The 23,444-nt window shown below is 68.4% G+C and carries 20 protein-coding genes; 5 read left to right on the top strand and 15 right to left on the bottom strand.

Going from position 1 to position 23,444, the window contains the following annotated elements; all coding sequences use genetic code 11:
• Positions 1-66: 66 nt before the first annotated feature.
• From FZ983_RS17440 to FZ983_RS17425, 4 genes are read left to right on the top strand one after another with little or no spacing between them, the layout of a single operon-like run.
• Positions 67-1,050 (top strand): TRAP transporter substrate-binding protein, encoded by a 984-nt coding sequence (locus FZ983_RS17440; protein ID WP_149224769.1) that lies wholly within the window; start codon positions 67-69, stop codon positions 1,048-1,050.
• Complete coding sequence (locus tag FZ983_RS17435) at positions 1,050-1,610, top strand: TRAP transporter small permease (protein WP_188092373.1); 561 nt, start codon at positions 1,050-1,052, stop codon at positions 1,608-1,610. The genes FZ983_RS17440 and FZ983_RS17435 overlap by 1 nt, the downstream gene beginning before the upstream one ends.
• Positions 1,607-2,866 carry a TRAP transporter large permease gene (locus FZ983_RS17430; protein WP_149224768.1) on the top strand — a complete coding sequence of 420 codons (1,260 nt, stop codon included), beginning with the start codon at positions 1,607-1,609 and terminating at the stop codon, positions 2,864-2,866. Before FZ983_RS17435 ends, FZ983_RS17430 begins: the two co-directional genes overlap by 4 nt.
• 33 nt (positions 2,867-2,899) lie before the next feature.
• Complete coding sequence (locus tag FZ983_RS17425; protein WP_149224767.1) at positions 2,900-3,787, top strand: NAD(P)-dependent oxidoreductase; 888 nt, start codon at positions 2,900-2,902, stop codon at positions 3,785-3,787.
• A 22-nt stretch (positions 3,788-3,809) separates the two neighbouring features.
• Here FZ983_RS17425 and leuD read toward each other — a convergent pair whose 3' ends face one another.
• The 14 genes from leuD to FZ983_RS17355 all read right to left on the bottom strand — a co-directional run bounded on the left by leuD (position 3,810) and on the right by FZ983_RS17355 (position 19,570).
• A complete protein-coding gene (gene leuD, locus FZ983_RS17420) occupies positions 3,810-4,406 on the bottom strand; it encodes a 3-isopropylmalate dehydratase small subunit (protein ID WP_149224766.1) in 597 nt (198 codons plus the stop codon).
• 1 nt (position 4,407) lies between these two features.
• Positions 4,408-5,823 carry a 3-isopropylmalate dehydratase large subunit gene (leuC, locus tag FZ983_RS17415; protein WP_211102935.1) on the bottom strand — a complete coding sequence of 472 codons (1,416 nt, stop codon included), beginning with the start codon at positions 5,821-5,823 and terminating at the stop codon, positions 4,408-4,410.
• A 2-nt stretch (positions 5,824-5,825) separates the two neighbouring features.
• A complete protein-coding gene (locus FZ983_RS17410; protein WP_149224764.1) occupies positions 5,826-7,235 on the bottom strand; it encodes an FAD-dependent oxidoreductase in 1,410 nt (469 codons plus the stop codon).
• Positions 7,232-7,846: a cysteine hydrolase gene (locus tag FZ983_RS17405; protein ID WP_149224763.1), complete on the bottom strand. Its 615-nt coding sequence runs from the start codon at positions 7,844-7,846 to the stop codon at positions 7,232-7,234. Before FZ983_RS17405 ends, FZ983_RS17410 begins: the two co-directional genes overlap by 4 nt.
• A complete protein-coding gene (locus FZ983_RS17400; RefSeq protein ID WP_149224762.1) occupies positions 7,843-9,915 on the bottom strand; it encodes a hydantoinase/oxoprolinase family protein in 2,073 nt (690 codons plus the stop codon). The genes FZ983_RS17405 and FZ983_RS17400 overlap by 4 nt, the downstream gene beginning before the upstream one ends.
• A 20-nt stretch (positions 9,916-9,935) precedes the next feature.
• Positions 9,936-11,681: a hydantoinase B/oxoprolinase family protein gene (locus FZ983_RS17395; RefSeq protein ID WP_149224761.1), complete on the bottom strand. Its 1,746-nt coding sequence runs from the start codon at positions 11,679-11,681 to the stop codon at positions 9,936-9,938.
• Positions 11,678-12,580: an isocitrate lyase/phosphoenolpyruvate mutase family protein gene (locus FZ983_RS17390; RefSeq protein ID WP_149224760.1), complete on the bottom strand. Its 903-nt coding sequence runs from the start codon at positions 12,578-12,580 to the stop codon at positions 11,678-11,680. The genes FZ983_RS17395 and FZ983_RS17390 overlap by 4 nt, the downstream gene beginning before the upstream one ends.
• 1 nt (position 12,581) lies before the next feature.
• The gene (locus FZ983_RS17385) at positions 12,582-14,009 is read right to left on the bottom strand and encodes an MmgE/PrpD family protein (RefSeq protein WP_149224759.1); all 1,428 of its coding nucleotides are present in this window, start codon (positions 14,007-14,009) and stop codon (positions 12,582-12,584) included.
• Between the two features lie 26 nt (positions 14,010-14,035).
• Positions 14,036-14,749 (bottom strand): ABC transporter ATP-binding protein, encoded by a 714-nt coding sequence (locus FZ983_RS17380; protein WP_149224758.1) that lies wholly within the window; start codon positions 14,747-14,749, stop codon positions 14,036-14,038.
• Positions 14,742-15,488 carry an ABC transporter ATP-binding protein gene (locus tag FZ983_RS17375; RefSeq protein WP_149224757.1) on the bottom strand — a complete coding sequence of 249 codons (747 nt, stop codon included), beginning with the start codon at positions 15,486-15,488 and terminating at the stop codon, positions 14,742-14,744. Before FZ983_RS17375 ends, FZ983_RS17380 begins: the two co-directional genes overlap by 8 nt.
• A complete protein-coding gene (locus tag FZ983_RS17370; RefSeq protein ID WP_149224756.1) occupies positions 15,475-16,473 on the bottom strand; it encodes a branched-chain amino acid ABC transporter permease in 999 nt (332 codons plus the stop codon). The genes FZ983_RS17375 and FZ983_RS17370 overlap by 14 nt, the downstream gene beginning before the upstream one ends.
• Positions 16,470-17,342 carry a branched-chain amino acid ABC transporter permease gene (locus FZ983_RS17365; protein ID WP_149224755.1) on the bottom strand — a complete coding sequence of 291 codons (873 nt, stop codon included), beginning with the start codon at positions 17,340-17,342 and terminating at the stop codon, positions 16,470-16,472. The genes FZ983_RS17370 and FZ983_RS17365 overlap by 4 nt, the downstream gene beginning before the upstream one ends.
• Positions 17,343-17,450: 108 nt before the next feature.
• Positions 17,451-18,695, bottom strand: coding sequence for an ABC transporter substrate-binding protein (locus FZ983_RS17360; protein ID WP_149224754.1), 1,245 nt, complete (start codon positions 18,693-18,695; stop codon positions 17,451-17,453).
• 5 nt (positions 18,696-18,700) lie between these two features.
• Entirely contained in the window at positions 18,701-19,570 is an 870-nt protein-coding gene (locus FZ983_RS17355; RefSeq protein WP_149224753.1) for a GntR family transcriptional regulator, read from the bottom strand.
• A 462-nt stretch (positions 19,571-20,032) separates the two neighbouring features.
• Here FZ983_RS17355 and FZ983_RS17350 point away from each other — a divergent pair, with 462 nt between their 5' ends.
• Positions 20,033-21,751, top strand: coding sequence for a methyl-accepting chemotaxis protein (locus FZ983_RS17350; RefSeq protein ID WP_348771059.1), 1,719 nt, complete (start codon positions 20,033-20,035; stop codon positions 21,749-21,751).
• Between the two features lie 45 nt (positions 21,752-21,796).
• On the opposite strand, the gene FZ983_RS17345 is transcribed toward FZ983_RS17350, so the two are convergent.
• The gene (locus FZ983_RS17345; RefSeq protein ID WP_149224751.1) at positions 21,797-23,419 is read right to left on the bottom strand and encodes an ABC-F family ATP-binding cassette domain-containing protein; all 1,623 of its coding nucleotides are present in this window, start codon (positions 23,417-23,419) and stop codon (positions 21,797-21,799) included.
• Positions 23,420-23,444: the final 25 nt, after the last annotated feature.

The raw sequence follows: 23,444 nt of genomic DNA, 5'->3' as shown, positions 1-23,444 counted from the left end.
GACGACCGTTCATCCGACCCGATCACACCCGCTCAACCAACAAACGTCCATAGGGAGAGGAATCCGATGAAGAAGCTGCTCTTGTCGCTGATGGTGGGCACCGCCCTGGTCGCGTCGCCGGCCGCCTGGGCCCAGCAGGTCCTGCGTCTGGCCCACAACGCGGCCCCGGGCAACCCGAAGGCGGAAGCCTCGCTGAAATTCGCGGAACTCGTCGCCCAGAAGACGGACGGACGGGTGAAGATCGAGGTCGGCGGCAGCGCCCAGTACGGCGACGACGTCGAGGCGCTGACCAGCATGCGTCTCGGCACGCTGGCCTTCAGCGCCAATTCGCAGGGCACCACCTCGGGCGTCGTGCCGGACTATGCCGTGCTGGGCCTGCCCTTCCTCTTCCAGTCGCTGCCGCAGGCCTGGAAGGTGCTGGACGGCCCGGTTGCGAAGAAGCTGGACGATGCGTCGAAGACCAAGGGGCTGGTTCTGCTGGCGATGTGGGACAACGGCATCCGTCATGTCTCCAACAACGTCCGCCCGATCACCAAGCCGGAGGATCTGGCCGGCGTGAAGGTCCGCACCCCGCCGGATCCGATGACCGTGGACATCTTCAAGGCGCTGGGCGCCAACCCGACGCCGCTGGCCTTCTCCGAGCTCTACATCGCGCTCCAGCAGGGCGTGGTCGACGGGCAGGAGAACCCGTTGATGAACATCCATTCCTCCAAGCTCTTCGAGGTGCAGAAATACATCTCGCTGACCGGCCACAAGTATGAGTCGACCCCGCTGCTGGCCAGCAAGATGGTGTTCGACACCCTGTCGAAGGCCGACCAGAAGGCGGTGCTGGAGGCGGCGGCGGAGGCCGGCAAGCTGAACCGCGAAATGTCCGCCAAGGCCGACAAGGAACTGCGGTCGAAGATGGAGGACGCCGGCGTGAAGTTCAACACGGTCGATGCGGCGCCCTTCGTCGCCAAGACCAAGTCGGTCTACGACAAGTGGGAGAAGCAATTCCCCGAACTGGTGGCGCTGGTCCGCAAGGAGGCTGCGGCCGGGGCAACGCCGTGATGACGGTGTCCCACGACCGGGAGCATGTGGTGGCGGGACTTCCCGCCACCCTTCTCCAGGCGGCAGACGGCGCGATTTCCGTCGCCGCCGCCGCCGTGTCGATCCTGTCGCTGGTCGTGCTGTTCCTGTCGCTGGGGGCCGAGGTCGTGGTCCGCTACCTGACCACCCAGGGGATGGGCTGGCCGTCCGAACTGCCCAACCTGCTGTTTCCCTGGCTGGTGATGGGCGGCGTGGTGCTGGCGGCGCAGAAGGGCGCGCACATCTCGGTCACGCTGCTGCTGGACATGCTTCCCCGTACGGCGGCGCGGTCGCTGCTGCTGGCGATGCAGGTGGTGGTGGCTGCGACCTTCTTCTATCTCGCCTACATCGGCCTCGCCGTCATCGAGATCACCGGCAGCGAGGTCTATCCGGTGACAGGCGTCAGCGCCCGCTGGGCCTACCTGTCGCTGATCGCGGGATTCGTCGGGGTGGGGCTGACCGCCGTCACCACCTTCCTGCGCCTGCTGATCGCCGAGGATCCGCGATCCGTCCGCGCCCATGTGTCGGAGGAAGAGCTATGACCGTCGTGATGGTCGCCCTTTTCGCCCTTCTCCTGCTGCTCTCATTCCCCGTCGGCTATGCGCTGGTCATCAGTTCAGGGGCCGCGGTGATGACGATGGGCTCCGTCCCCACCGTCATCTCCGTCATCAAGCTGTTCCAGCCGACCCAGAGCTTCCCGCTGCTGGCGATCCCCTTCTTCATCCTGTCCGGCGCGCTGATGATGAGCGGCACGCTGGGCCAGAAGCTGGTGCGCTTCGCCGCGGCCCTGGTCGGGCGCTATCCCGGCGGGCTGGCGCAGGTCACCGTCGTCGGCTCCACCATCTTCGGCGGCGTGTCCGGCTCCGCCGTGGCCGAGGCGTCGGCGCTGGGCTCCATGCTGATCCCCTGGCAGAAGCGCGAGGGCTATCCCGCCGCCTTCGGCGCAGCGGCCACCGCCTCCTCGTCGGTGATCGCCGGGCTGATCCCGCCGTCGATCCCGCTGATCCTATATGCCGCGGTGTCGAACGCCTCTATCGCCTCGCTGTTCCTCGCCGGCATCCTGCCGGGCCTGATGCTGGCCGGCGGCATGATGATCGTCTGCTATGTCAGCGGCCGCATGCGCAACTTCCCCCTGCTGAAGAGCGAGGGCGGGCTGCGGGCGCTGGGGACCGCCACCGTCGCGGCGCTGCCGGCGCTGCTGATGCCGGCCTTTATCCTGGTGCTGCTGCGCTTCGGCATCGCCACGCCGACCGAGGTCAGCGTCATCGCCGTCGCCTATGCCCTGCTGGTCAGCATCCTGATCTACCGCGACCTGACGGTGAAGCGCATCTATGCCGCGCTGCTGGGCACGGTCGTGACCACGGGCGTGGTCATGCTGGTCATCGCCGCCTCCAACCTCGTCGGCTATGTGCTGATCACCGAAGCCATCCCGAACGCGGTCGCTTCCTACGCCGAAAGCGTGCTGAAGGAGCCGTGGCTGATCATCCTGGCGATGAACCTGATCATGCTGGTGGTGGGCATGTTCCTCGACCTGCCGGCGGCGATCCTGCTGCTGGGGCCGACCTTCGTCGCGGTCGGCGGTGCCATCGGCATGGACCCGATCCAGCTGGGAATCATGATGGCCGTCAATCTCAGCATCGGCCTGTTCACTCCGCCCATCGGCACCACCCTGTTCATCTCCGCCGCCATCTCCCGCGAGCCCATCGGCGCCATCGTGCGCGAGCTGTGGCCCTTCTATCTGGTGGCGCTGGTCGTGCTGGGGCTCGTGTCCTACGTGCCGGCGACGATCCTGTACTGAGCCGGCTGCACTCTATCCAAGGACGTTCAAACAATGACGACAGTCGGATTCATCGGCCTCGGCTCCATGGGCATGCCCATGGCGCGCAATCTGCTGGCGAAGGGTTTCAAGGTTCAGGGCTCCGATGTGCGGGCCGAGAGTGTCCGGACTCTGGAGAGTGCGGGCGGGAAGGGCGTCTCCAGCGCGGCTGCTGCGGCTGTGGATGCGGACGCGCTGGTGCTGATGGTGGTGAATGCCGCCCAGGCCGACGCCGCCCTCTTCGCCGACGGCGCACTGGAGGCCCTGCCGGCCGGTGCGGCGGTGATCCTGATGGCAACCTGCCCGCCGGGCGCGGTCGCCGCCCTGGCGGAGCGGGTGGAGGCGGCCGGGCGCCGCTTCGTCGATGCCCCCGTCTCCGGCGGGGTGGTGGGAGCCGTGGCGGGCACGCTGTCGATCATGGCGGCGGCGCCGGCCGCGACGGTGGAGCGGGTCCGCCCGGTCCTGGCCGCCATGGGCGACAAGGTCTTCCATGTCGGCGAGACGCCGGGGCAGGGCGCCACGGTGAAGACCGTCAACCAGCTGCTGTGCGGCGTCCACATCGCCGTGGTGGCGGAGGCCTTCGCGCTGGCCGCCAAGGTCGGCGTGGATCTGAAGGTCCTGCTTGAGATCATGAGCGGGTCGTCGGCCTCCAGCTGGATGCTGAAGGACCGCGGGCCCCGCATGCTGGAGGCGGAGCCCGGCATCACCAGCGCCGTCGACATCTTCGTCAAGGATCTCGGCATCGTGCTGGAGGCCGGGCGCGACGCCAAGGCCGCCCTGCCGCTGGCCGCCGTCGCCCACCAGATGTTCCTGGCGACCTCCGGCCGCGGCGAGGGCGCGATGGACGACAGCCAGGTGATCCGCAGCTACCACGCGGTCAACGGCACGCCCCTGCCGCGCTGAGTGAGGTCCGGGAGCCCTTTTCTCAGGCCCCCGGCACCACCCACGGCCGGGCCTCGGCGTCGGCCCGGTCGAAGGCGTCGATGGCGTCCTGGTGGCGCAGGGTCAGCGCCACGTCGTCCAGCCCTTCGACAAGGCATTCCTTCTTGAACGGGTCGATGGCGAAGGACAGCGCCCGTCCGTCCGGGCCGGTCAGGGTCTGGGCCGGCAAATCCACCGTGACGGCGGCGCCTGGGTTCTCCTGCAGCTGGCGGCGCAGCGTCGCCACCGCATCCTCCGGCAGGGTGACGGTCAGCAGGCCGTTCTTGGCGGCGTTGGCGGCGAAGATGTCGCCGAAGCTGGGCGCGACGACACAGCGGAACCCGCCATCCACCAGCGCATAGACCGCCCCCTCCCGCGAGGACCCGCAGCCGAAATTGCGGTCGCTCACCAGGACGCGCGCACCGGCATAGGCCGGGTCGTCGAGCGGGAAGCCCGGCTTGCGCTCGTCATGGAACAGGAAGTTGCCGTAGCCGGCGCTGCGCGGCTTCTTCAGGAAGCGGGCGGGCAGAAGCTGGTCGGTGTCGATGTTGGCGATGTCGAGCGGCACCGCCGGCGCGGTCAGCATGACGAAGGGATCCATTCTACGACGCTCCCAGCTTGCGGACATCCAGCTTTCTGACATCGGTGAGCCTGCCGGTCGCGGCGGCTGCGGCGGCCATCGCCGGGCTCATCAGATGCGTGCGGGCGTTCGGCCCCTGGCGGCCGGGGAAGTTGCGGTTGGTGGTGGAGGCGCAGCGCTCCCCCGCCGGAACGAGGTCGCCGTTGATGCCCACGCACATGGAGCAGCCGGGCTCCCCCCATTCCAGACCAGCGTCGATGAACACGCGGTCCAGCCCCTCCGCCTCCGCCTGACGGCGCACCGGGACCGATCCCGGAACCACCAGCCCCGGCACCACGGCGCGGCGGCCGCGCAGCACCGCGGCGGCGGCGCGCAGATCCTCCAGCCGGGCATTGGTGCAGGAGCCGATGAAGACGCGGTCGATTGGCACGTCCTCCAGCGCCATGCCGGGGGCGAGGCCCATGTAATCCAGCATCTTGCGCATCTGGCCGGCGCGCACCGGGTCGGCCTCCGCCCCCGGATCGGGCACCGCCGCCGTCACCGGAACGGCGGTTTCCGGGCTGGTGCCCCAGGTCACCGCCGGGGCGATGTCGGCGGCGTCCAGCGTCACCTCGCGGTCGAAGACGGCGCCGTCGTCGCTGGGCAGGGTCCGCCAATGCTCCACTGCGCGGTCGAACAGGGCGCCCTTGGGGGCGTAGTGCCGCCCCTCGATCCAGGCGAAGGTGGTGTCGTCGGGCGCGATCATGCCGGCCCGCGCGCCGGCCTCGATCGACATGTTGCAGACGGTCAGCCGGCCTTCCATCGACAGGGCGCGGATGGCGCTGCCGGCATATTCGATGACATGGCCGGCGGCACCGTCGGCGCCGATGGCGGCGATCACCGCCAGGATCAGGTCCTTGGCCGTCACATGCGGCCCCAGCACCCCGTCCACGGTGATGCGCATCGTCTTGGGCCGGCGCTGCCACAGGGTCTGGGTCGCCAGCACATGCGACACCTCGGTGGCGCCGATGCCGAAGGCCAGCGCGCCGAAAGCGCCATGGGTGGAGGTGTGGCTGTCGCCGCAGACGATGGTCAGGCCGGGCAGCGTCAGCCCCTGTTCCGGCGCCAGCACATGGACGATGCCCTGCGCCGGGTCGTGCAGGCCGAAATGGCGCAGGCCGTGGCGGCCGGCATTCGCCTCCAGCATCGTCACCATGTTGGCGATCTCGGGATCGGCGATGGGCTTGGACCGGCTGTGCGAGGGCACGTAATGGTCGGCGACGGCGAAGGTCAGCTCCGGCCGGCGCACCTTGCGGCCGGCATGGTCGATCATGCCGAAGGCGTGGAAGGAGCCCTCGTGCAGGAAATGACGGTCGATGGCGAGCAGGGCCTGTCCGTCCGGCCGGGTCGCCACGACATGGGCGTCCCAGACCTTCTCGAACAGGCTGCGTGGCTGCACGGTCATTGGCTGGTTTCCTCCTTTGCGGCGCTTGCAGCGGCGGAGCCGGCGATGCGCCCGAGAGCCACCGCGGTCAGCAGGCCGTTGCCGGACAGGTAGCCGGACGCCTTGGAACCCGACACGCCGCAGGCGGCCCCTCCCGCGGCATAGAGGTTGGGCAGCGGGGCACCATTGGCATCCAGAACGCGCGCATCGTCGTCTACGACCAGCCCGCCCTGGGTGTGGAACAGGGCGCCGGTGACGCGGACTGCGCGGTAGGGCGGCACCAGCGGGGCCGTGCCGGTGAAGTCGCGGCCGAAGATATCGGTTCCACCCACCGTCTTCAGCCGGTCGATCTCGGCCAGAGCCGCGATGAGAGCGTCCGCGTCGATCTTCATCAGCCGGGCAAGCTCGGCTGGGCTGTCGGCGGCCAGCACCGCGCCCATCGCCTCGGCCTGCCGGAAATCCTCGAACTGACGGGCGATGCCGGCGATGCGCTCGTCGAACACGGTCCAGGCGATGCCGTCGGGCTGGCGCAGCACGATGGCGGCCTGTTCCGAATAGCCCTGCGCCTCGTTGGAGAAGCGCCGGCCTTCCACGTTCACCTGCACGCCGCCCTCGGTGATCGTCGCCCAGGTGACGAGGATTCCGGCGGGATGGGCGACGGAGCCATGGCCCTGGTGCCCCGACAGGTGCCGGGTGGCGGCGCCCAGCGCCTCGCCCCACAGCAGCGCATCGCCCTGGTTGCCGGGATGGCCAAAATAGAGCGCGTCGGCCAGTTCCGGCACATGGCGCTCGACCAGCGCCCTGTTGCCGCCATAGCCGTTGCAGGCGAGGATCAGCACGCCGCAGCCGACCAACTCGACACTGCCGTCCGGGCGGGTGATCTCGACACCGAGAACCTGCCCGCCATCGGCATAGAGCGCCGTCACATGCGCCTCGCACAACACGTCGATGCCGGCGGTCTCGACGGCGCCGCGCAGTCGGTCGATCAGCTCCGCCCCCGACCGGCTGGGCAGCCCGTGCATGCGGCGGGCGCTGTGGCCGGGATAGCTGAAATTGTCCACCACCGAGAAGGGCAGGCCGTAGCGGTCGGCGAGCCACTCCAGCGCCGGACCCACCGCCTGGGTGACGCGGGCGACCTCGACCGGGTCGGGCTCGCCCTTCGCCTTGGCGACGATGTCGGCGGCGAAGCGGTCCGGACTGTCCACGATGCCGGCAGCGTGTTGCCAGCGGGTGCCCGGTGCCGGGATCAGCCCGGCCGACAGGGCGGTGGAGCCCTGGGGCAGCGCGTCGCGCTCCAGCACCAGCACGCCGGCCCCTTGCTCATGGGCGGCCAGTGCGGCTACCATTCCGGCGGCACCGCCGCCGATCACGACGACGGGAACGGTGAATTCGAACTCCACGCCGTCGGCGGGCAGGATGCGGCTCATCGGCTTGCCACCTCCTCCAGCATCGCCGCGACGGTCGCCACGCGGCAGACCGGGCGCAGGGCGGCGACGGAGACCTCATGCAGTTCCCGGCTGAAGGCGGCGCAGCCATCCTCCAGCAGGATGGTGTCGAACTCGCGGACATGGGCGTCGCGCACGGTGGAGGCGACGCCGCCGTTGGTGACGATGCCGCAGACCAGCAGCCGCTCCACCCCGCATTTCCGCAGCACCCATTCCAGCCGCGACATGTAGAAGGCGGAATAGGCGACCTTCTCCACCTCCACATCGACGGGCTGCAGCGCGTCCACCGTGCGGTGTCCCCAGCTGCCGGGCTGGAAATCGCCCTTGGCCAGGAAGGGACGCAGCGCCTTCAGGTGGGGCGAGATCATCGGCTCGCCGCCACGGCCCGGCACCAGCGTGAAGTTGGTGGAGATGACCCAGCCGCCGCGCGAGCGCAGCAGATCGGCCAGCGGCTTCACCCGCTCCGGCAGAGCCAGGATTTCCGGCGCCGTCTGCCCGGCGCGGCCATAGGCGCCGTCCGGGTGGATGAAGTCGTTCTGAAGGTCGCAGACCAGCAGGGCGGTGCGCTCGACAGGAATGGTGGCGTTGCTCATCGGCCGCTCCTTTCCACGATGACGTTGCCGTAACCGTCGACGCGGGCGCTCAGGTCGGGGTCAATGACCGTGGTGGCGTCCGGCTGCTCCAGGATCGCCGGCCCCTGGATCACGGCGCCGACCGGAAGGTCCAGCCGGTTGTAGACGGCGGTCTCGTGCCAAGCCCCGTCGAACCAAACCGGCCGCGACCCGGCATGGGCACCCTCCACCGTCGTCCCGGCGGCCGGGGCGAGCGCGGAGAGGTCGAAATGCGGACGGCGGCCGATGGCGGCGGTGCGCAGGTTGACGATCTTGGCGCCGACGCCCGGCAGCAAGCGGCTGAAGGACGCCTGATAGGCGCGCTCGAAGGCGGTCCGGATGGTCGCCTCGTCGATGCCGGTCGTCCCGTTCTCGACCGATACCGGCAGCGGCACGGCGACCGTGTGGGTCTGGCCGATGTAGTGCATGTCGAGTTCGAAGACGAGGTCGATGCGCTCGACGCTGAGCCCCGCGGCCTCCACCACAGCGCGGGCGGCGGTTGCCTCCTCCACCATGCGGCGGTCGAGCGACGCGGCGTCGATGCCGGCCAGCGGCAGGTTGACCGTCTGCACCTGATCGTGGCGGATGTCGGCGATGACGCAGCCGAGTGCGGAGGTCACGCCGGGGAAGCGCGGCACCAGTGCCGCCTTCAAGCCGACCTCCTTGATCAGCGCGCCGACATGCAGCGCGCCGCCGCCGCCGAAGGGCACAGCGGCGAATTTGGCCGGGTCGTGGCCGCGCTCGATGGAGACGAGGCGGATGGCGCCGGCCATCTTGCTGTTGGCGATGCGCACCACCGCCTCCGCCGCCGCCATGACGTCGAGGCCGAGCGGCTCGGCGACATGGGTGGCGATAGCCTTGCGGGCGGCATCGACGTCCAGCCGCGCCAGCTTGCCGCCGATGGGGCGTTCGGCATTGATGCGGCCGAGCAGGACGTTGGCGTCGGTCAGCGTCGGGCGGGTGTTGCCCTGGCCGTAGCAGACCGGTCCGGGCCGCGAGCCGGCGCTCTCCGGCCCGACCTGCAGCATGCCGCCGGGATCGACTCCGGCGATGGAACCGCCACCGGCGCCGATGGTGGTGATCTCGATCATCGGGGTGCGGACGACCAGACCGAAATCGATGGTGGTCTGGGCGGCCAGCATGGTCTGCCCCTCCACCACCAGCGACACGTCGAAGCTGGTGCCGCCGAGGTCGCCGGTGATGACGTTGGGGAAGCCGGCCGCCTTGGAGATCGCCGCCGCGGCGATGACGCCTGCCGCCGGCCCCGACAGGGCGGTGCGCACCGGCAGCCGCCGCGCGGTGTCGGTGGACATGACGCCGCCGTTCGACTGCACGATGTGGAAGCGTCCGCCGAACCCCTCGCCTGCCAGCGCATTGTCGAGCTTGGCGAGATAGCTGCCGACCACCGGCTGGAGATAGGCGTTGAGAGCGGTGGTGGAGGTGCGCTCGAACTCGCGGATTTCCGGCAGGATGCGCGACGAGCATTCGAGATTGGCGTTCGGCCAGACCTCGCGCGCCGCCTCCAGCGCCGCCAGCTCGTTGGCCGGGTTGGCGTAGGCGTTGATGAAGACGATGGCGAGCGCCTCCGCCCCCTGGTCGGCCAGCCGGCGGGCCGCAGCGCGGACCTCCTCCGGGTCGATTTCGGTGCGGATCGTGCCGTCGGCCAGCGTGCGCTCCGCCACCTCCAGCCGCATGTCGCGGTCGACGACGGGGACGAAATCGCCCCACAGGCCCCAGGTCTGGCGGCGGTCGCGGCGGCGCATCTCCAGCACGTCGCGGAAGCCGGCGGTGGTGATGAGACCGACCTTGGCGCCCTTGCGCTCCAGCAGCGCGTTGGTGCCAACGGTGGTGCCGTGGACGATGGAGCCCAGTTCGGCGACCGGGCCGAAGCTCTGCAGCCCGGCGAGGAAGCCGACCGCCTCGTCGCCGCGGTTGGAGGGCACCTTGGCGGTGCGGAAGCTGCCGCGCGCCTCGTCGTAATGGAACAGGTCGGTGAAGGTGCCGCCGACATCGACGCCGACGATTGCGCCCTTGGAAATACCCTTGCTCATGGTCTTGGATCCCGGAATCGTCAGGCGGCGGAGGATTCGCGCAAAGTGGCGGTGGCGGCGATGTCGAGCGCGCCGTCGTCGGTCAGCGCCACGCCATAGGCGTTGCGTGCCGCCTCACGGCCGAGATAGCCTAGCCGCACGTCGCGGGCGACGGCCTCCGCATCGCGCCGCTTCGGGTCGCCCCAGCCGCCGCCGCCCGGCGTCTCCAGCCGCACGCGCTGGCCATCGCGGATCTTCACGTCGGTGACCTTGGATGCCAGAGGCGGCGACTTCTCGCCTTCGTCGCTCTGCCAGGTGAAGCGGTTCAGCGCCGCAGGGGTGCCGCCGGCCACGCCGAAGGGCGCGAAGACGCCGCGCTCGCCCAGCAGGAAGACGTCGGCGTCGGTCAGCGCCTCGATCTCATAGACCGCGCCCAGCCCGCCGCGATGCAGGCCGGCACCAGCGGAGTCCGGGCGCAGGGCCCATTGGGTGAACATCACCGGATAGGCGGCTTCCAGGATTTCCACCGGCGGGATGGTGGCGGTGGAGATCGGGTTGTTGGCGTGGTTCAGCCCGTCCGTCTCCGGATTGCCGCCCAAGCCGCCGCCGAAGAAGGAGAACATCACCCAGCGCGAGCCATCCTTGCGGTGGCCGGCCAGCGACAGCGCGTTGATGGTGCCGAAGGGGGCGGCGGTGGCGCGGGCCGGATCGGCGAGCGCCAGCGCGCCGAACACCACGCCGATGACGCGCAGGATCGTCTCGGTATAGCCGCCGACCGGCTTCGGCGGCTTCACCGCCAGCAGCGTGCTTTCGGGGATGACGAAGGTGATCGGGTTGAGGCAGCCGGCATTGGCAGGCACGTCGGTGAAGACATGCTTCAGCGCGACGTAGCAGCAGGCGACCGCGGTGGAATAGGCGATGTTCAGCGGCCCGGCACAGGGCGCCGACGACCGCGAGAAGTCCAGAGTCATCCGGTCGCCAACGATGGTCAGGTCCAGCGCGATCCGCAGCCGGTCCGCCGTGATGCCGTCATTGTCGAGATAATCCTCGAAGCTGTAGGTACCGTCCGGCAGCTTCGACACGGCGCTGCGCATCAGCGCGTCGGCCCGCGCGGTGAAGGCGTCGAAGGCGGCGGCGACCGTCTCCTCGCCATGTTCGTCCAGCAGTTCGGTCAGGCGGCGCACGCCCAGATCCAGCGCGTTCAGCTGCCCGTTCAAGTCGCCGTAGTTCGACACCGGCACGCGGGAATTGGCGGCCAGGATCGCCAGCAGGTCGTGGTTCATCACGCCGGCCTTGACCAGCTTCACCGGCGGGATGCGCACGCCTTCCTGGAAGCTGTCGGTGGCGCGGGCGTTGAAGTTGCCCGGCACATTGCCGCCGATGTCGAGCCAATGGCCGACCGACGCCATCCAGCAGAACAGCTGTCCCTTGCGGAAGATCGGCCGCACCAGACGGAAGTCGTTCAGGTGGGTGCCGCCGTCATAGGGGTCGTTGAACAGGAAGATGTCGTCGGCGTGGAGGTCGCCTTCCCGAGCCACCTTGTCGATCACCGCCTTGACCGCGAAGGCCATGGCGCCGACGAAGATCGGCAGGCCGTTGGTGCCCTGCACCAGCGTGGCGCCGGTTTCCGCATGGTAGAGGCCGTGGCAGGCGTCGCGCGCCTCGGCGATGATCGGGTTGAAGGCGGAGCGGTAGAGCGTCGCGTCCATCTCGTCGGCGATCTGCTCCAGCCGGCCCTTCAGGACCGCCAGCGTGACGGGGTCGATTGCGGTGGTTCTGGTGGTCATGCTGCGTCCTCCCGCTTGGCGGGGCCAAAGTCCTTATAGGTTTCGCCGAGCGCCAGCATCTCCGGCGTGCCGATCAGGTCGTTCAGCGCGTTGAAATCGAACATGCGGTCGCGGAAGGGCTGGGTGGTGCCGTGCTGCGCCAGCGAGCCGTAATAGTCCTGCGCCTGCCGGGCGAGCGCCCGCACGATGCCGCCGGGGAAGATCACCAGCCGGTAGCCCAGATCGCCCAGTTCCGACGCGGAGCTGATCGGCGTCTGCCCGCCCTCCACCATGTTGGCCAGCAGCGGGCGGATGCCGCCCAGGTCGGTGGCGATGGCGGACAGCTGCTCGCGGCTCTTGGGTGCCTCGACGAACAGCACGTCGGCCCCGGCCTCGACATAGAGACGCGCGCGGTCGAGAGCGGCCGAGACGCCCTCCACTGCCACCGCGTCGGTGCGGGCGATGATCAGGGTGCCTTCGCTGGCGCGGGCATCGACCGCCGCCTTGATCTTGCCGGCCATCTCGCCCGCGGGGATCACCGCCTTGTCGGTCAGGTGGCCGCAACGCTTGGGGAAACTCTGGTCTTCAAGCTGCAGCGCGGTGGCGCCGGCACGCTCGAACATGCGCACGGTGCGCTGGACGTTCAGCGCGTTGCCGTAGCCGGTATCGGCATCGACGATCAGCGGCGTCGGCACCCTGTCGCGCACCAGCGCGATGGTGTCCGCCACCTCGCTGACCGAAACCAGCCCGATGTCGGGCCGGCCCAGCCGGGTGTAGGCGATGGCGGCACCCGACAGATACAGCGCCTCGAATCCCGCACGCGCCGCCATCGACGCGGTGAAGGCGTCATAGACGCCGGGGGCCAGCACGACGCGGTTCTCGGAAAGCCGCTGTTTGAAGCTGAGGTCGGGCATGGTCATCTCAGACGCTCCCCCCGGCGGCGGCGGGCGCCGACAGAAGCCGGGTCAGGGTTGAAAGATCGGCTGCGCGGTCGATGGTCTCGACGCAGTCGGCAATGGCGGCGGCGTGGGCGGCGCCCCAGACCGGCCCGGCGAGTTCGGCGAACTTCGCCCGCACCTCGTCGGGGCTGTAGGGATCCTCGGTGTCGCCCTTGTTGGTCAGCGCCTCCGCCGCGAAGCTGCGGCCGTCGGCGAGCGTCAGGCGGACGCGGGCCGGGCGCAGGCCGGGAAGGCGGGCGGTCAGCTCGGTGTCCTCGCGCACCGTCACCCGGCGGGCGAGGTTGCGGGTGGCCGCGGCCTGCCGGGCCTCGTCACGGAAGGCGTCGGGCGTCGCCGCCCCGTTGGCGAGGAAGGTCGCCAGCGCGAAGGGCAGCGAGAATTTCGCGGCCAGCATGTTCTTCGGCTCTGCGCCATTCAACTGGGCGGCCCAGACATAGGTGTCGACCTCGATGGATGCCACCTGCTCCGGGGCGATCCGCCCGCCGGCCTGGGCCACAATGTCGCCCAGCGCATCGAGCGCGCCGTGGGTGTAGCGGCAGGCGGCGTGGCGCTTGAAGTAGTTGCGGGCGATCTCCCAGCGTTCGCCCAGCTCGTCGACCATCAGTTCCGGCCGGAAATCGCGGGCGATGACGCCGCCGAACACGCTGCCCACCCCGTCGGTCTCGCCGACAAAGCCGCTGGCAGCCAGATCCCAGGCGGTCAGGCCCAGCTGGTTCGACACGCCGGCATAGGCGTTGCGAACCGTGCCGCCCTCCAGCATGGTCCGCCGGCTGGTGGCGAGGCCGAGGGTGGAGGCGATGTTGATCGTCTCGATCATCGCCGCCGCATCGGCCCGGTTCAGATGCGCCACGGCCAGCGCCGCCCCCGCCGTGCCCCAGGTGCCGTGCGGATGGGTGGTGACCAGCAGCTTGGCGGCGATGCCGATGCGCGAACCGATTTCATAGCCCAGCGCCAGCGCGGTCAGCAGGTCGGCGCCGGTGGCCTTCAGCCGCGGACCGGCGGCCAGCGCGGCCGGCAGCACATGGATGCCCGGATGGCCGCGGGCATACTGGTTGCCCTCGTCCAGTTCCAGCATGGTGCCTGCGACACCGTTCAGGAAGGCGGCCGAACCGGCGGGAAAGCCGCGGCCCGCACCGATGGCCGGGCAATCGCCGGCACCGGCGGTCGCCGTCATCCGGCCCGCCAGCGCGCGGCATTCCGGTTCCTGCATGCCGGCGGCGATCACGCCGATGCAGTCGAGCAGCACCAGCTTCGCCCGCTCCACCACCGGGGCCGGCAGGTCGGCGAAGCTCAGGCCGGCGGCGAAGGCGCCCCAGCGGTCGAGCCAGGACGGGCGGGCGGCGGCGAGCAGCTCGCTCGCCGGCTTCACGTCGAAGGACAGGCTTGTCATGTCACCGCTCCCAGGCGGACGGCCCGTCAAAGGCCGAGATAGGTGCGTTTCAGTTCGGGGTCGCGTGCGATCTCGTCGGACGGTCCCGACAGCGCGAAGACGCCGTTCTCAAGGATGTAGGCCCGGCGGGCGACCTCCAACGACTGGACGACGTTCTGCTCCACCAGCAGGATCGCCAGCCCGTCGGCATTCAGCTTGCGGATCAGCCCGAACATCTCCTCCACCACCAGCGGCGAGAGGCCGAGCGACGGTTCGTCGAGGATCAGCAGGAGCGGCTCCGCCATCATGCCGCGGCCGATGGCCAGCATCTGCTGCTCGCCGCCGGACAGGGTGCCGGCGAACTGTGCCTCGCGCTCCTTCAGCCGGGGGAATGTCGCGAAGATGCGCTCCAGGTTCCGCGCCCGGTTCGGCTTGCCGCGGCGGTAGCTGCCGAGTTCCAGATTCTCGCGGATCGACAGGTTGGGGAAGATCTTGCGGCCTTCCGGCACCTGGATCAGCCCCTCCTCCACGACGCGGGCGGCGGACTTGCCGTCGATGCGGGTGCCGCCGAAGCGGATCTCGCCGGTCCAGGCCGGCAGCACGCCCGACAGAACCTTGTTCAGCGTCGTCTTGCCGACGCCGTTGGAACCCAGCACCGTGACGATCTCGCCCGCATGGACGGCCATGTCGATGCCGCGCAGCACCTCGGTCGCGCCATAGCCGGTCTTCAGGCCGCGGATTTCCAGAAGCTGCTCAGCCATGGGCCGCCCCCTCCGCCTTCAGGCGGGCGGCGGCGCCGTGGCCGAGATAGGCCTCTATCACGCGGGCGTCGGCGCAGACGGCGGCGGGCCGGCCCTCGGCGATCATGCGGCCCTGGGCCAGCACATAGACGCGCTCGCACAGGTTCATCACCGCCTGCATGACGTGTTCGATCATCAGGATCGTCACCCCCTCGTCGCGGATGCCCCGGATCACCGGGATGATGTCGCGGATCTCCGACGGGTTCAGGCCGGCCAGCACCTCGTCCAGCAAAAGCAGTTTGGGCTCGGTGGCGAGCGCGCGGGCGAGTTCCAGCCGCTTGCGCCCGGCCACCGTCAGCCCGCCTGCCGGCCGGTCGAGTTCGGCGCCCAGCCCGACGCGGCGCGCCACCTCGCGGGCCTTGGCGGTGGCGTCGGCCCGCTTGGCGTGGCGCAGATAGGCGCCGACCGCGATGTTCTCGCACACCGTCAAGCCGGCGAAGGGCTGGACGATCTGGAAGGTGCGGCCGATGCCGCGCTCCGCCCTTCGGTGCGGCTCCTCGGATGTGATGTCGGTTCCCTCGAACCGTATGCGTCCGTCGGTGGGGGCGATGAAGCCGGAGATCATCGAGAACAGCGTGGTCTTGCCGGCTCCGTTCGGACCGATCAGCCCGACGATGCCGCCGGGCTCCAGCGACAGCGTCGCGCTGTCCACCGCCATCAGCCCGCCGAAACGCTTGGAGACGCCGTCAACGGCCAGCATGGGAAACCTCCTTGGTGCCACGGGTCACCATTCCCCGGCCGCGGTCGCGCAACCGCTCCAGCAGGCCCAGGATGCCGCCGCGGGCGAAGGCGACGGCCAGCACCAGCACGCCGCCGAAGACGATCAGGTCGATGCCGGGAATCCGGCCGGCGAACTGCTTGGCGACCTCGCCCAGCCCGTGCAGGGTCAGCGCCCCCACCACCGGGCCGAAGACGGTGCCGACGCCGCCGATGATCGGGGCCAGCAGAAGCTCCACCGAAATCCAGCTGCCATAGGCGATGTTGGCGTCGATGTAGAGGAAGTACTGGGCATAGAGGCAGCCGGACAGCGCCGTTACCGCACCCGACAGGGCGATGGCGCGCAGCTTCACCTTCAGGGAATCGACGCCCAACGCCTTGGCGGCATCCTCGTTCTCGCGCACCGCCACCAGCTGCGCCCCGAAGCGGGAGCGCTGGATCCAGCGCGTCAGCAGCAGCGTCGCCGTGACGAAGGCCAGCACCAGCCAGTAGAAGACGGCGCGGTCGTCGAATTGCAGGTTCGCCGGGCGGACGTCCAGCTTGATGAGAAGGCCGGCCGCACCGCCGGTGAAGGAGGCGGCGTTGGCGAGGATGCGGAACACCTCGGCGAAGGCCAGAGTCACCAGCGCGAAGTAGGAACCGCGCAGGCCCGACCGGAAGCTGAGGAAGCCGATCACCCAGCCGACCAGGGCGCCCGCCGCCGTCGCCAGCGCCAGCCCGGCCCAGGCGTTGACGCCGTAGCGCAGCTGGAGGATCGCCGTCACATAGGCGCCGGTGCCGAAGAAGGCGGCATGGCCGAAGCTGAACTGGCCGCCGAAGCCGCCCAGGATGTTCCAGCCCTGCGCGCCCAGCGACACGATCAGCGTGAAGACCAGGAAGTTCAGCACCGTGCTGGACGTCACCACCAGCGGCAGCAGGGCCGCCAGGACGGCCAGGACGGCGATCGGGATCAGGTCGCGCGCGGTCATGCCTTGGCTCCGAACAGTCCGGTCGGCCGCACCAGCAGCACGGCGATGAAGATCAGGAAGATGCCGATCTGGCCCAGGCTGTCGCCCAGGAACAGGCCGCACAGGCTCTCCACCACGCCGATGAACAGGCCGCCCAGCAGCGCGCCGGGGATGGAGCCCATGCCGCCCAGAACCACCACGGTGAAGGCGACCAGAACGAAGGCGCCGCCGATGCGCGGGTTGACGTAGAAGGTCGGCATCAGCAGCCCGGCCGCCACGGCAAGGCAGGCGCAGCCCAGCCCGAAGGTGACGGCATAGATGTGCGGCACGTCGATGCCGACCAGATTGGCGCCCAGCTTCTCCTTGGCCACGGCACGGATCGCCTTGCCGGTGTCGGTGCGGTTCAGCACCAGCCACAACAGGCCGGTGACCACAATCGCCACGCCCAGCCCGATCACCCGCGGGTAGGAGAGCAGCAGCGGCCCCAGCGCCACCACCTGGAAGGAATAGTCGGTGTCGAGCGTGCGGGTGTCCGACTGGAACAGCGCCAGCAGCACATTCTCCAGCACGATCGACAGGCCGAGCGTGACGAGCAGGATGTTGCCGTCGTCGCCGTGGCTGGCCGGCCCGACGACGAAGCGCTGCAGGCCGTAGCCGAGCGCGAACATCAGCGGCACCAGCGGCACGATGACCAGATAGGGGTCCATCCCCAGCCACGCCCAGGCCAGCCAGACCGCGAACATCGCGCAGGTCAGCAGCGCGCCGTGGGCAAAGTTGATGATGTGGAGCACGCCGTAGATCAGTGTCAGGCCGAGTGCGATCAGCGCATAGACCGCACCGGTCATCAGACCGTTCAGCGCCGCTTCCAGGATGATCTGAGGTGAATACATGGCGGCCCGCGCATGAGGGGAATGGTCCCGTCACCCGGCCGGGATGCGCCTGGTTGCGGCGTCCCGGACGGGCAGGGAAATGCGGAGATGCGACGGCGGAAAAAGGGATCAGGCCGCCGGGAAGTTGGCCTTCGCCTCGGCGAACGCTTCGGGGAAGATCACCTTGATGTCGCTGCCCTGGATCTGGGTGTTGATCGGGGTGGCGCCTTCGTTCTGGCCGTTCACGAACTTCGTCGGGCCGTAGGGCATGATGTGGCCGGCGAAGCTGGAGGCGTTCAGCGCCTCGATGATCTTCTTGCGGTCGGTGGAGGCGGCGCGCTCGATGGCGTCGGCCAGCAGCAGCAGGTTCGAATAGTTCAGCGGGACGTTGTAGGCGAAGGACTTGCCCTGGTCCTCCACCGCCTTGCGCAGGGCCAGCGCCTTCGGGTTCTTCGGATCGTGCCAGTGGTTGCAGTCGATGACGTTCTGGGCCGCCTGCGGGAATTCCTTGACGAAGCGGCCGTTCGACGCCGCTCCACCCAGGATCGCGTAGACGCCCTTCGGCTTGATGCGCTGCTGCTGCATCGTGCGGGCGAGCAGCACGAACTCGCCGTAGTAGTTCGACGGAATGACCAGATCGGGGTTCAGCGAGCGGATGCGCAGCGCCACGTTGGACATGTCGCGCGCCGGGGTCGGGTGGGCGATGGTCTCCAGGATCTCGAAGCCGCGCTTGGGCAGTTCCGTCTGCAGCAGTTTGGCGAGGCCGGAGCCGAACAGCCCGTCCTCATGCACCAGCACGACGGTCTTGGCCGGCTTGCCCGCCCGCTCGTTGATGGCGGTCAGGTTGTCGAGCGCCACCTGCGTGACCTTGCCGAAGCCGGGGCTGAAGCGGAAGGTGTTGGTCAGGCCGCGCGCCATGATCTGGTCCGACACGCCGACATCGACCAGATAGGGCAGGTCGTAGCGCGCCGCCGCCTGGGACGCGGCAAGGCAGATCGGGCTGGCGAAGCCGCCGACGATGGCCGATACGCCTTCCGCCTGCATGCGCTCCACCTCCTGCGTGCCGGCTTCGGGCGTGGAGCGGGCGTCGCCGAACACCATCTCGATCTTGGCGCCGCCCAGCGACTTGATGCCGCCGGCCGCGTTGATCTCGTTGATCGCGATTTCGGCGCCCAGACGGCCGAGGTCGCCGTCATGGGCCAGCGCGCCGGTCACCGGCTGGAGGATGCCAATCTTCACCGCCGGCGTCTGTGCCCGTAGGATCGACGGGGCGGCCACCGGCACGGCGACGAAGGCTGCAGCTGCGGCACCGGCCTTCAACACGGTGCGGCGGGAAATTCCGCAAAGCGCGGGGTCCTGAACCGAACGTCCCATTACGCTCAACTCCTCTGCTTGATGACCCGCGCTGCGCGGGTGGGCTTTTCGCCCGATTTGCTTTTTTCGGTCTTGATCTTGTCGGTTTTGCTTTTGTCACTGCTGCGCGGCCGGCCCAGCGCCGGGCTCCAGCGCCGTTCGCCGTCGTTGCCGGTGCGCACGAGGTCCATATGGAAGCTGTAGCGGTCGGGCCGGTACTGCGCGTGCAAATGCTCGACGCCGCGTCCAGACGGTTCGTAGACGATGCGGGTCAGCGTCAGCAGCGGCGATCCGATCTCCAAATCCAGCGCGGCCGCGGCGTCCGGTCCGGCCAGCGTGGCGTTGATCGCCTGGGTCGCGCGGTCGGTTTCCACGCCCGACCGTTCGATCAGCTCCAGCAGCGGGCGCGCCGCCAGTTCCGCCTCCGAATAGGTCAGGCCGATCCATTCCGGCACATGGGTGGTCAGGTAGGAGAAGGGCTCCCCATCGATCAGGCGCACGCGCACCGACCGCTGTACCCGCTCCCCCGGCTGCAGCCCCAGGCTTGCGGCGATGGCTTCGGAGGGCACGACATAGCCGAAGGACAGCAGCCTCACATCGGTGCTGCGCCCCATGTCGATCAGGTGCGACAGCACGTTGGACAGGTCGGCGACGATGGGGCGGACGGCGCGGGTGTCGTGCACAAAGGTGCCGGAGCCGGGCTTGCGCTGCACCAGCCCTTCCTTTTCCAACAGGTCGAGCGCCCGGCGCACGGTGACCCGCGACACGGCATGTTCGGTCGCCAGCGCCGGTTCTCCCGGCAGGCGCGCACCCGGCGGCAGTTCGCCGGTGACGATGCGGTCGCGCAGCAGCAGATAGATCCTGCGCGCTTTCAGGGGTTCGACCGCCGACTTCACAGTGCTCCGCCTCCCCTGTCGCTGGAAACTTCGCTGGAAAACCACTGCCTGTCTCTGGATCAGACAGGAACCTGTATGATCCATAATACAGGTTTGGTCAACAGCGTTGTTCGGACCGTGAACGGTTGGCTGAGCGAGCGGCGGAGTGATCGACCCGGATTCCGGCGCATACAAGACTTGTGTGGATTGGGAAAATCCAAAGTCGGTGGCGGTCTGGTGGGGCACCGTATGTAATAAAAGGTGGTTTCCGTGGTAATGATATTACAGGTCGCGCGATTTTTTAGCCTTCCGGTGTAAAAATTATATCTCTGAAGAAAAATAATGCCGTGGGCACGCTAATTAATTGCTCGGAATTTGGGGTTTTCATTCGAGAAAGATCAGGGTTTCCCTCAGATCGCTCATTCACCTCGCCGTGATATCTGTTGAGTACTGAGGTAGGAGATTTTGGTCGCCAGCCCATGCATGGGCGCAACAGGGAGAGCTATGCGAATGTCATGGGTCACTGACACCACCATACGGACGAAGTCGTTGATCAGCTTCGCCTTCGTCATGTTGTTCACACTCATTCTCGGTGTTTTCTCCATCGAAAGACTCTCCGAGGTAAACAAAGAGGCAGCGGAAGTTCGGGACAATTGGCTGCCCAGCGTCAAATCCATCGGCGAATTGCGTGCGGCTTTCGATTTCTACCGGATTCTCGAAGGAGCCCATATTGCCTCCGAAACGCCCCAGGAATTGAAGGTCGAGGAAGACACGATGCAGGTCGTGCTGAACGATTTGGAGAAGGCGAAGCAGGCCTATGCCGCTCTCCTGACGCCGGGATGGGAGACGGAGAATTATCGAAAGTTCATCACGCTCTGGGACAGCTACCTGTCCATCAGCCAGCAGAAGCTTTTGCCCGCGTCACGTGCCAACCGGAACAGCGAGGCGGCGGTGCTGTATCGCGGCGATTCCCGCGTGGCCTACCGGTCTGCCAAGAAGTTGCTGGACGAACTGACGGAGTTCAACACCAGGAACGGAGCCGAATCGGCGATCCGCGGCGAGCAGGTCTATCTGAGCAGCAGAATTCTGATCGTCGCGGCGCTTGGCATCGTCATGGCGGTGTGTCTGGGCGCCGCCTGGATGATGATCGCCACGGTGTCGCGGCCGATCCAGGGCATCACCGGCACGATGAGCCGGCTTGCCGCCCGTGACCTGTCGACCGAGGTGACCGGCACTGCGCGGGGCGACGAACTCGGAGCCATGGCACGGGCGGTCCAGGTGTTCAAGGACGGGCTGGTGCAGGCCGACCGGCTGGCGGCGGAGCAGGCGGCGGAGCAGGCCGCCAAGCTGCGCCGGACAGAGCGGATCGAGCAGCTGATCGGCGACTTCGACCGGGTCGCCGCCTCCGCCCTGCGCACCGTGTCTTCGGCCGCGTCGGAGTTGGACGCGACGGCGCAGAGCATGGTGGCGATGGCGCATCAGACCAACTCCCAGGCCGGAGCCGTCGCTGCGGCGGCCGAGCAGACCAGCGCCAACGTGCAGACGGTCGCCACCGCGACGGAGGAGATGAGCAGCTCCATTCGCGAGATCAGCCAGCAGGTGACGAACTCCACCCGCATCGCCGGGCAGGCGGTGGAAGAGGCGTCGCGAACCAACGACACCATGCGCGGTCTGGCCGACGCCGCACAGCGCATCGGCGACGTGGTGAACCTCATCACAAACATTGCCAGCCAGACCAACCTGCTGGCGCTGAACGCCACCATCGAGGCGGCGCGGGCCGGGGAGGCCGGCAAGGGCTTCGCCGTCGTCGCCGGGGAGGTGAAGTCGCTTGCCGCCCAGACCGCAAAGGCGACGGAGGAGATCGCCAGCCAGATCTCCGGAATCCAGTCGGCGACGTCCGGCGCCGTCGCCGCCATCGGCGGGATCAGCGGGACCATCACCAGCATCAACGACATCTCCACCGCCATCGCGGCGGCGATCGAGGAGCAGGGTGCGGCGACCAACGAAATTTCCCGCAACGTGCAGCAGGCCGCGGTCGGGACGCAGGAGGTCTCCGTCAACATCACCCAGGTGACGCAGACCGCGGGCGAGACCGGCAGTGCCGCCGGTCAGGTCCAGTCGGCCGCCGGCGAACTGGCCCGGCAGGCCGAAACCCTGCGCCACGAGGTGGAACAGTTCCTGGCGTCGATCAAGGCGGCGTAAGGCTGGCGGGAGCGCCGCAGTGCGGCGCTCCCCGTTGCTTGCCGATCAGCTGTGCAGGCCCGGCGCTTCCTGTCCGGTGCTCGCCACATATTCGGTGTAGCCGCCGCCATACTGGTGGATGCCGTCGGGCGTCAGCTCCAGCACGCGGTTGGACAGCGCGGCCAGGAAATGCCGGTCGTGCGAGACGAACAGCATCGTGCCCTCATACGCTCCCAGCGCCGCGATCAGCATCTGCTTGGTGTCGAGGTCCAGGTGGTTGGTCGGTTCGTCCAGCACCAGGAAGTTGGGCGGGTTGAACAGCATGATCGCCATCACCAGCCGCGCCTTTTCGCCGCCCGACAACACGCGGCACTTCTTCTCCACATCGTCGCCGGAAAAACCGAAACAGCCGGCCAGCGCCCGCAATGATCCCTGGCTCGCCTGCGGGAAATGCGCTTCCAGCGACTCGAAGATGGTCTGGTCGCCGTCCAGCAGTTCCATGGCGTGCTGGGAGAAATAGCCCATTTTGACGCTGCCGCCGACGGTGACGGTGCCGGCATCGGGTTCGGTCGCGCCGGCGATCAGCTTCAGCAGCGTCGACTTGCCGGCGCCGTTGACGCCCATGACGCACCAGCGCTCCTTGCGGCGGATGGTCAGGTCGAACCCTTGGTAGATCGCCCGGCTGCCATAGCCCTTGTGCACGTTCTTCAGCACCGCGACGTCGTCGCCGGAACGCGGGGCCGGCGGGAAATCGAAGGTCACGACCTGACGGCGCTTGGGCGGCTCGAAGCGCTCGATCTTGTCCAGCTTCTTCACCCGGCTCTGCACCTGGGAAGCGTGCGAGGCGCGGGCCTTGAAGCGCTCGATGAACTTCAGTTCCTTCGCCAGCATGGCCTGCTGCCGTTCGAACTGCGCCTCCTGCTGCTTCTCCTTCAGCGCCCGCTGCTTTTCGTAGAATGTATAGTCGCCGGAATAGCTGGTCAGCGTTCCGCCGTCGATCTCGATGATCTTGGTGACGATGCGGTTCATGAACTCGCGGTCGTGCGAGGTCATCAGCAGGGCGCCCTCATAGCCCTTCAGGAAGCCTTCCAGCCAGATCAGGCTTTCGATGTCCAGATGGTTGCTGGGCTCGTCCAGCAGCATGGCGTCGGGCCGCATCAGCAGGATGCGGGCGAGCGCCACGCGCATCTTCCAGCCGCCGGACAGGCCGCCGACATCGCCGTCCATCATCTCCTGGCTGAAGCTGAGGCCGGCCAGAACCTCGCGCGCCTTGCCTTCCAGTTCGTAGCCGCCCAGCTCGTCGAAGCGCGCCTGCACCTCGCCGTAGCGTTCGATGATGGCATCCATCTCGTCGGCGCGGTCCGGGTCGGCCATGGCCGCTTCCAGCTCGGCCAACTCAGCTGCGACGATACTGACCGGGCCGGCGCCGTCCATGACCTCGGCGACCGCGCTGCGGCCGGACATTTCGCCGACATCCTGGTTGAAATAGCCGATGCTGACCTGCTTCTCGATGGCTACCTGCCCGGCGTCCGGCTGCTCCTCGCCGGTGATCATGCGGAACAGGGTGGTCTTGCCCGCACCGTTGGGGCCGACGAGGCCGATCTTTTCACCCCGGTTCAGTGCCGCAGAGGCCTCCAGGAAAAGAATGCGGTGACCATTCTGCTTGCTGACGTTATCGAAACGAATCATATCCGGCTGAAATCCCGTGGCGTGG

The organism is Azospirillum sp. B21, assembly GCF_008364825.1.
Lineage (GTDB): Bacteria > Pseudomonadota > Alphaproteobacteria > Azospirillales > Azospirillaceae > Azospirillum.
The sequence above is the reverse complement of the archived record's forward strand: the minus strand, read 5'-3'. Positions and strand labels throughout refer to the sequence as shown.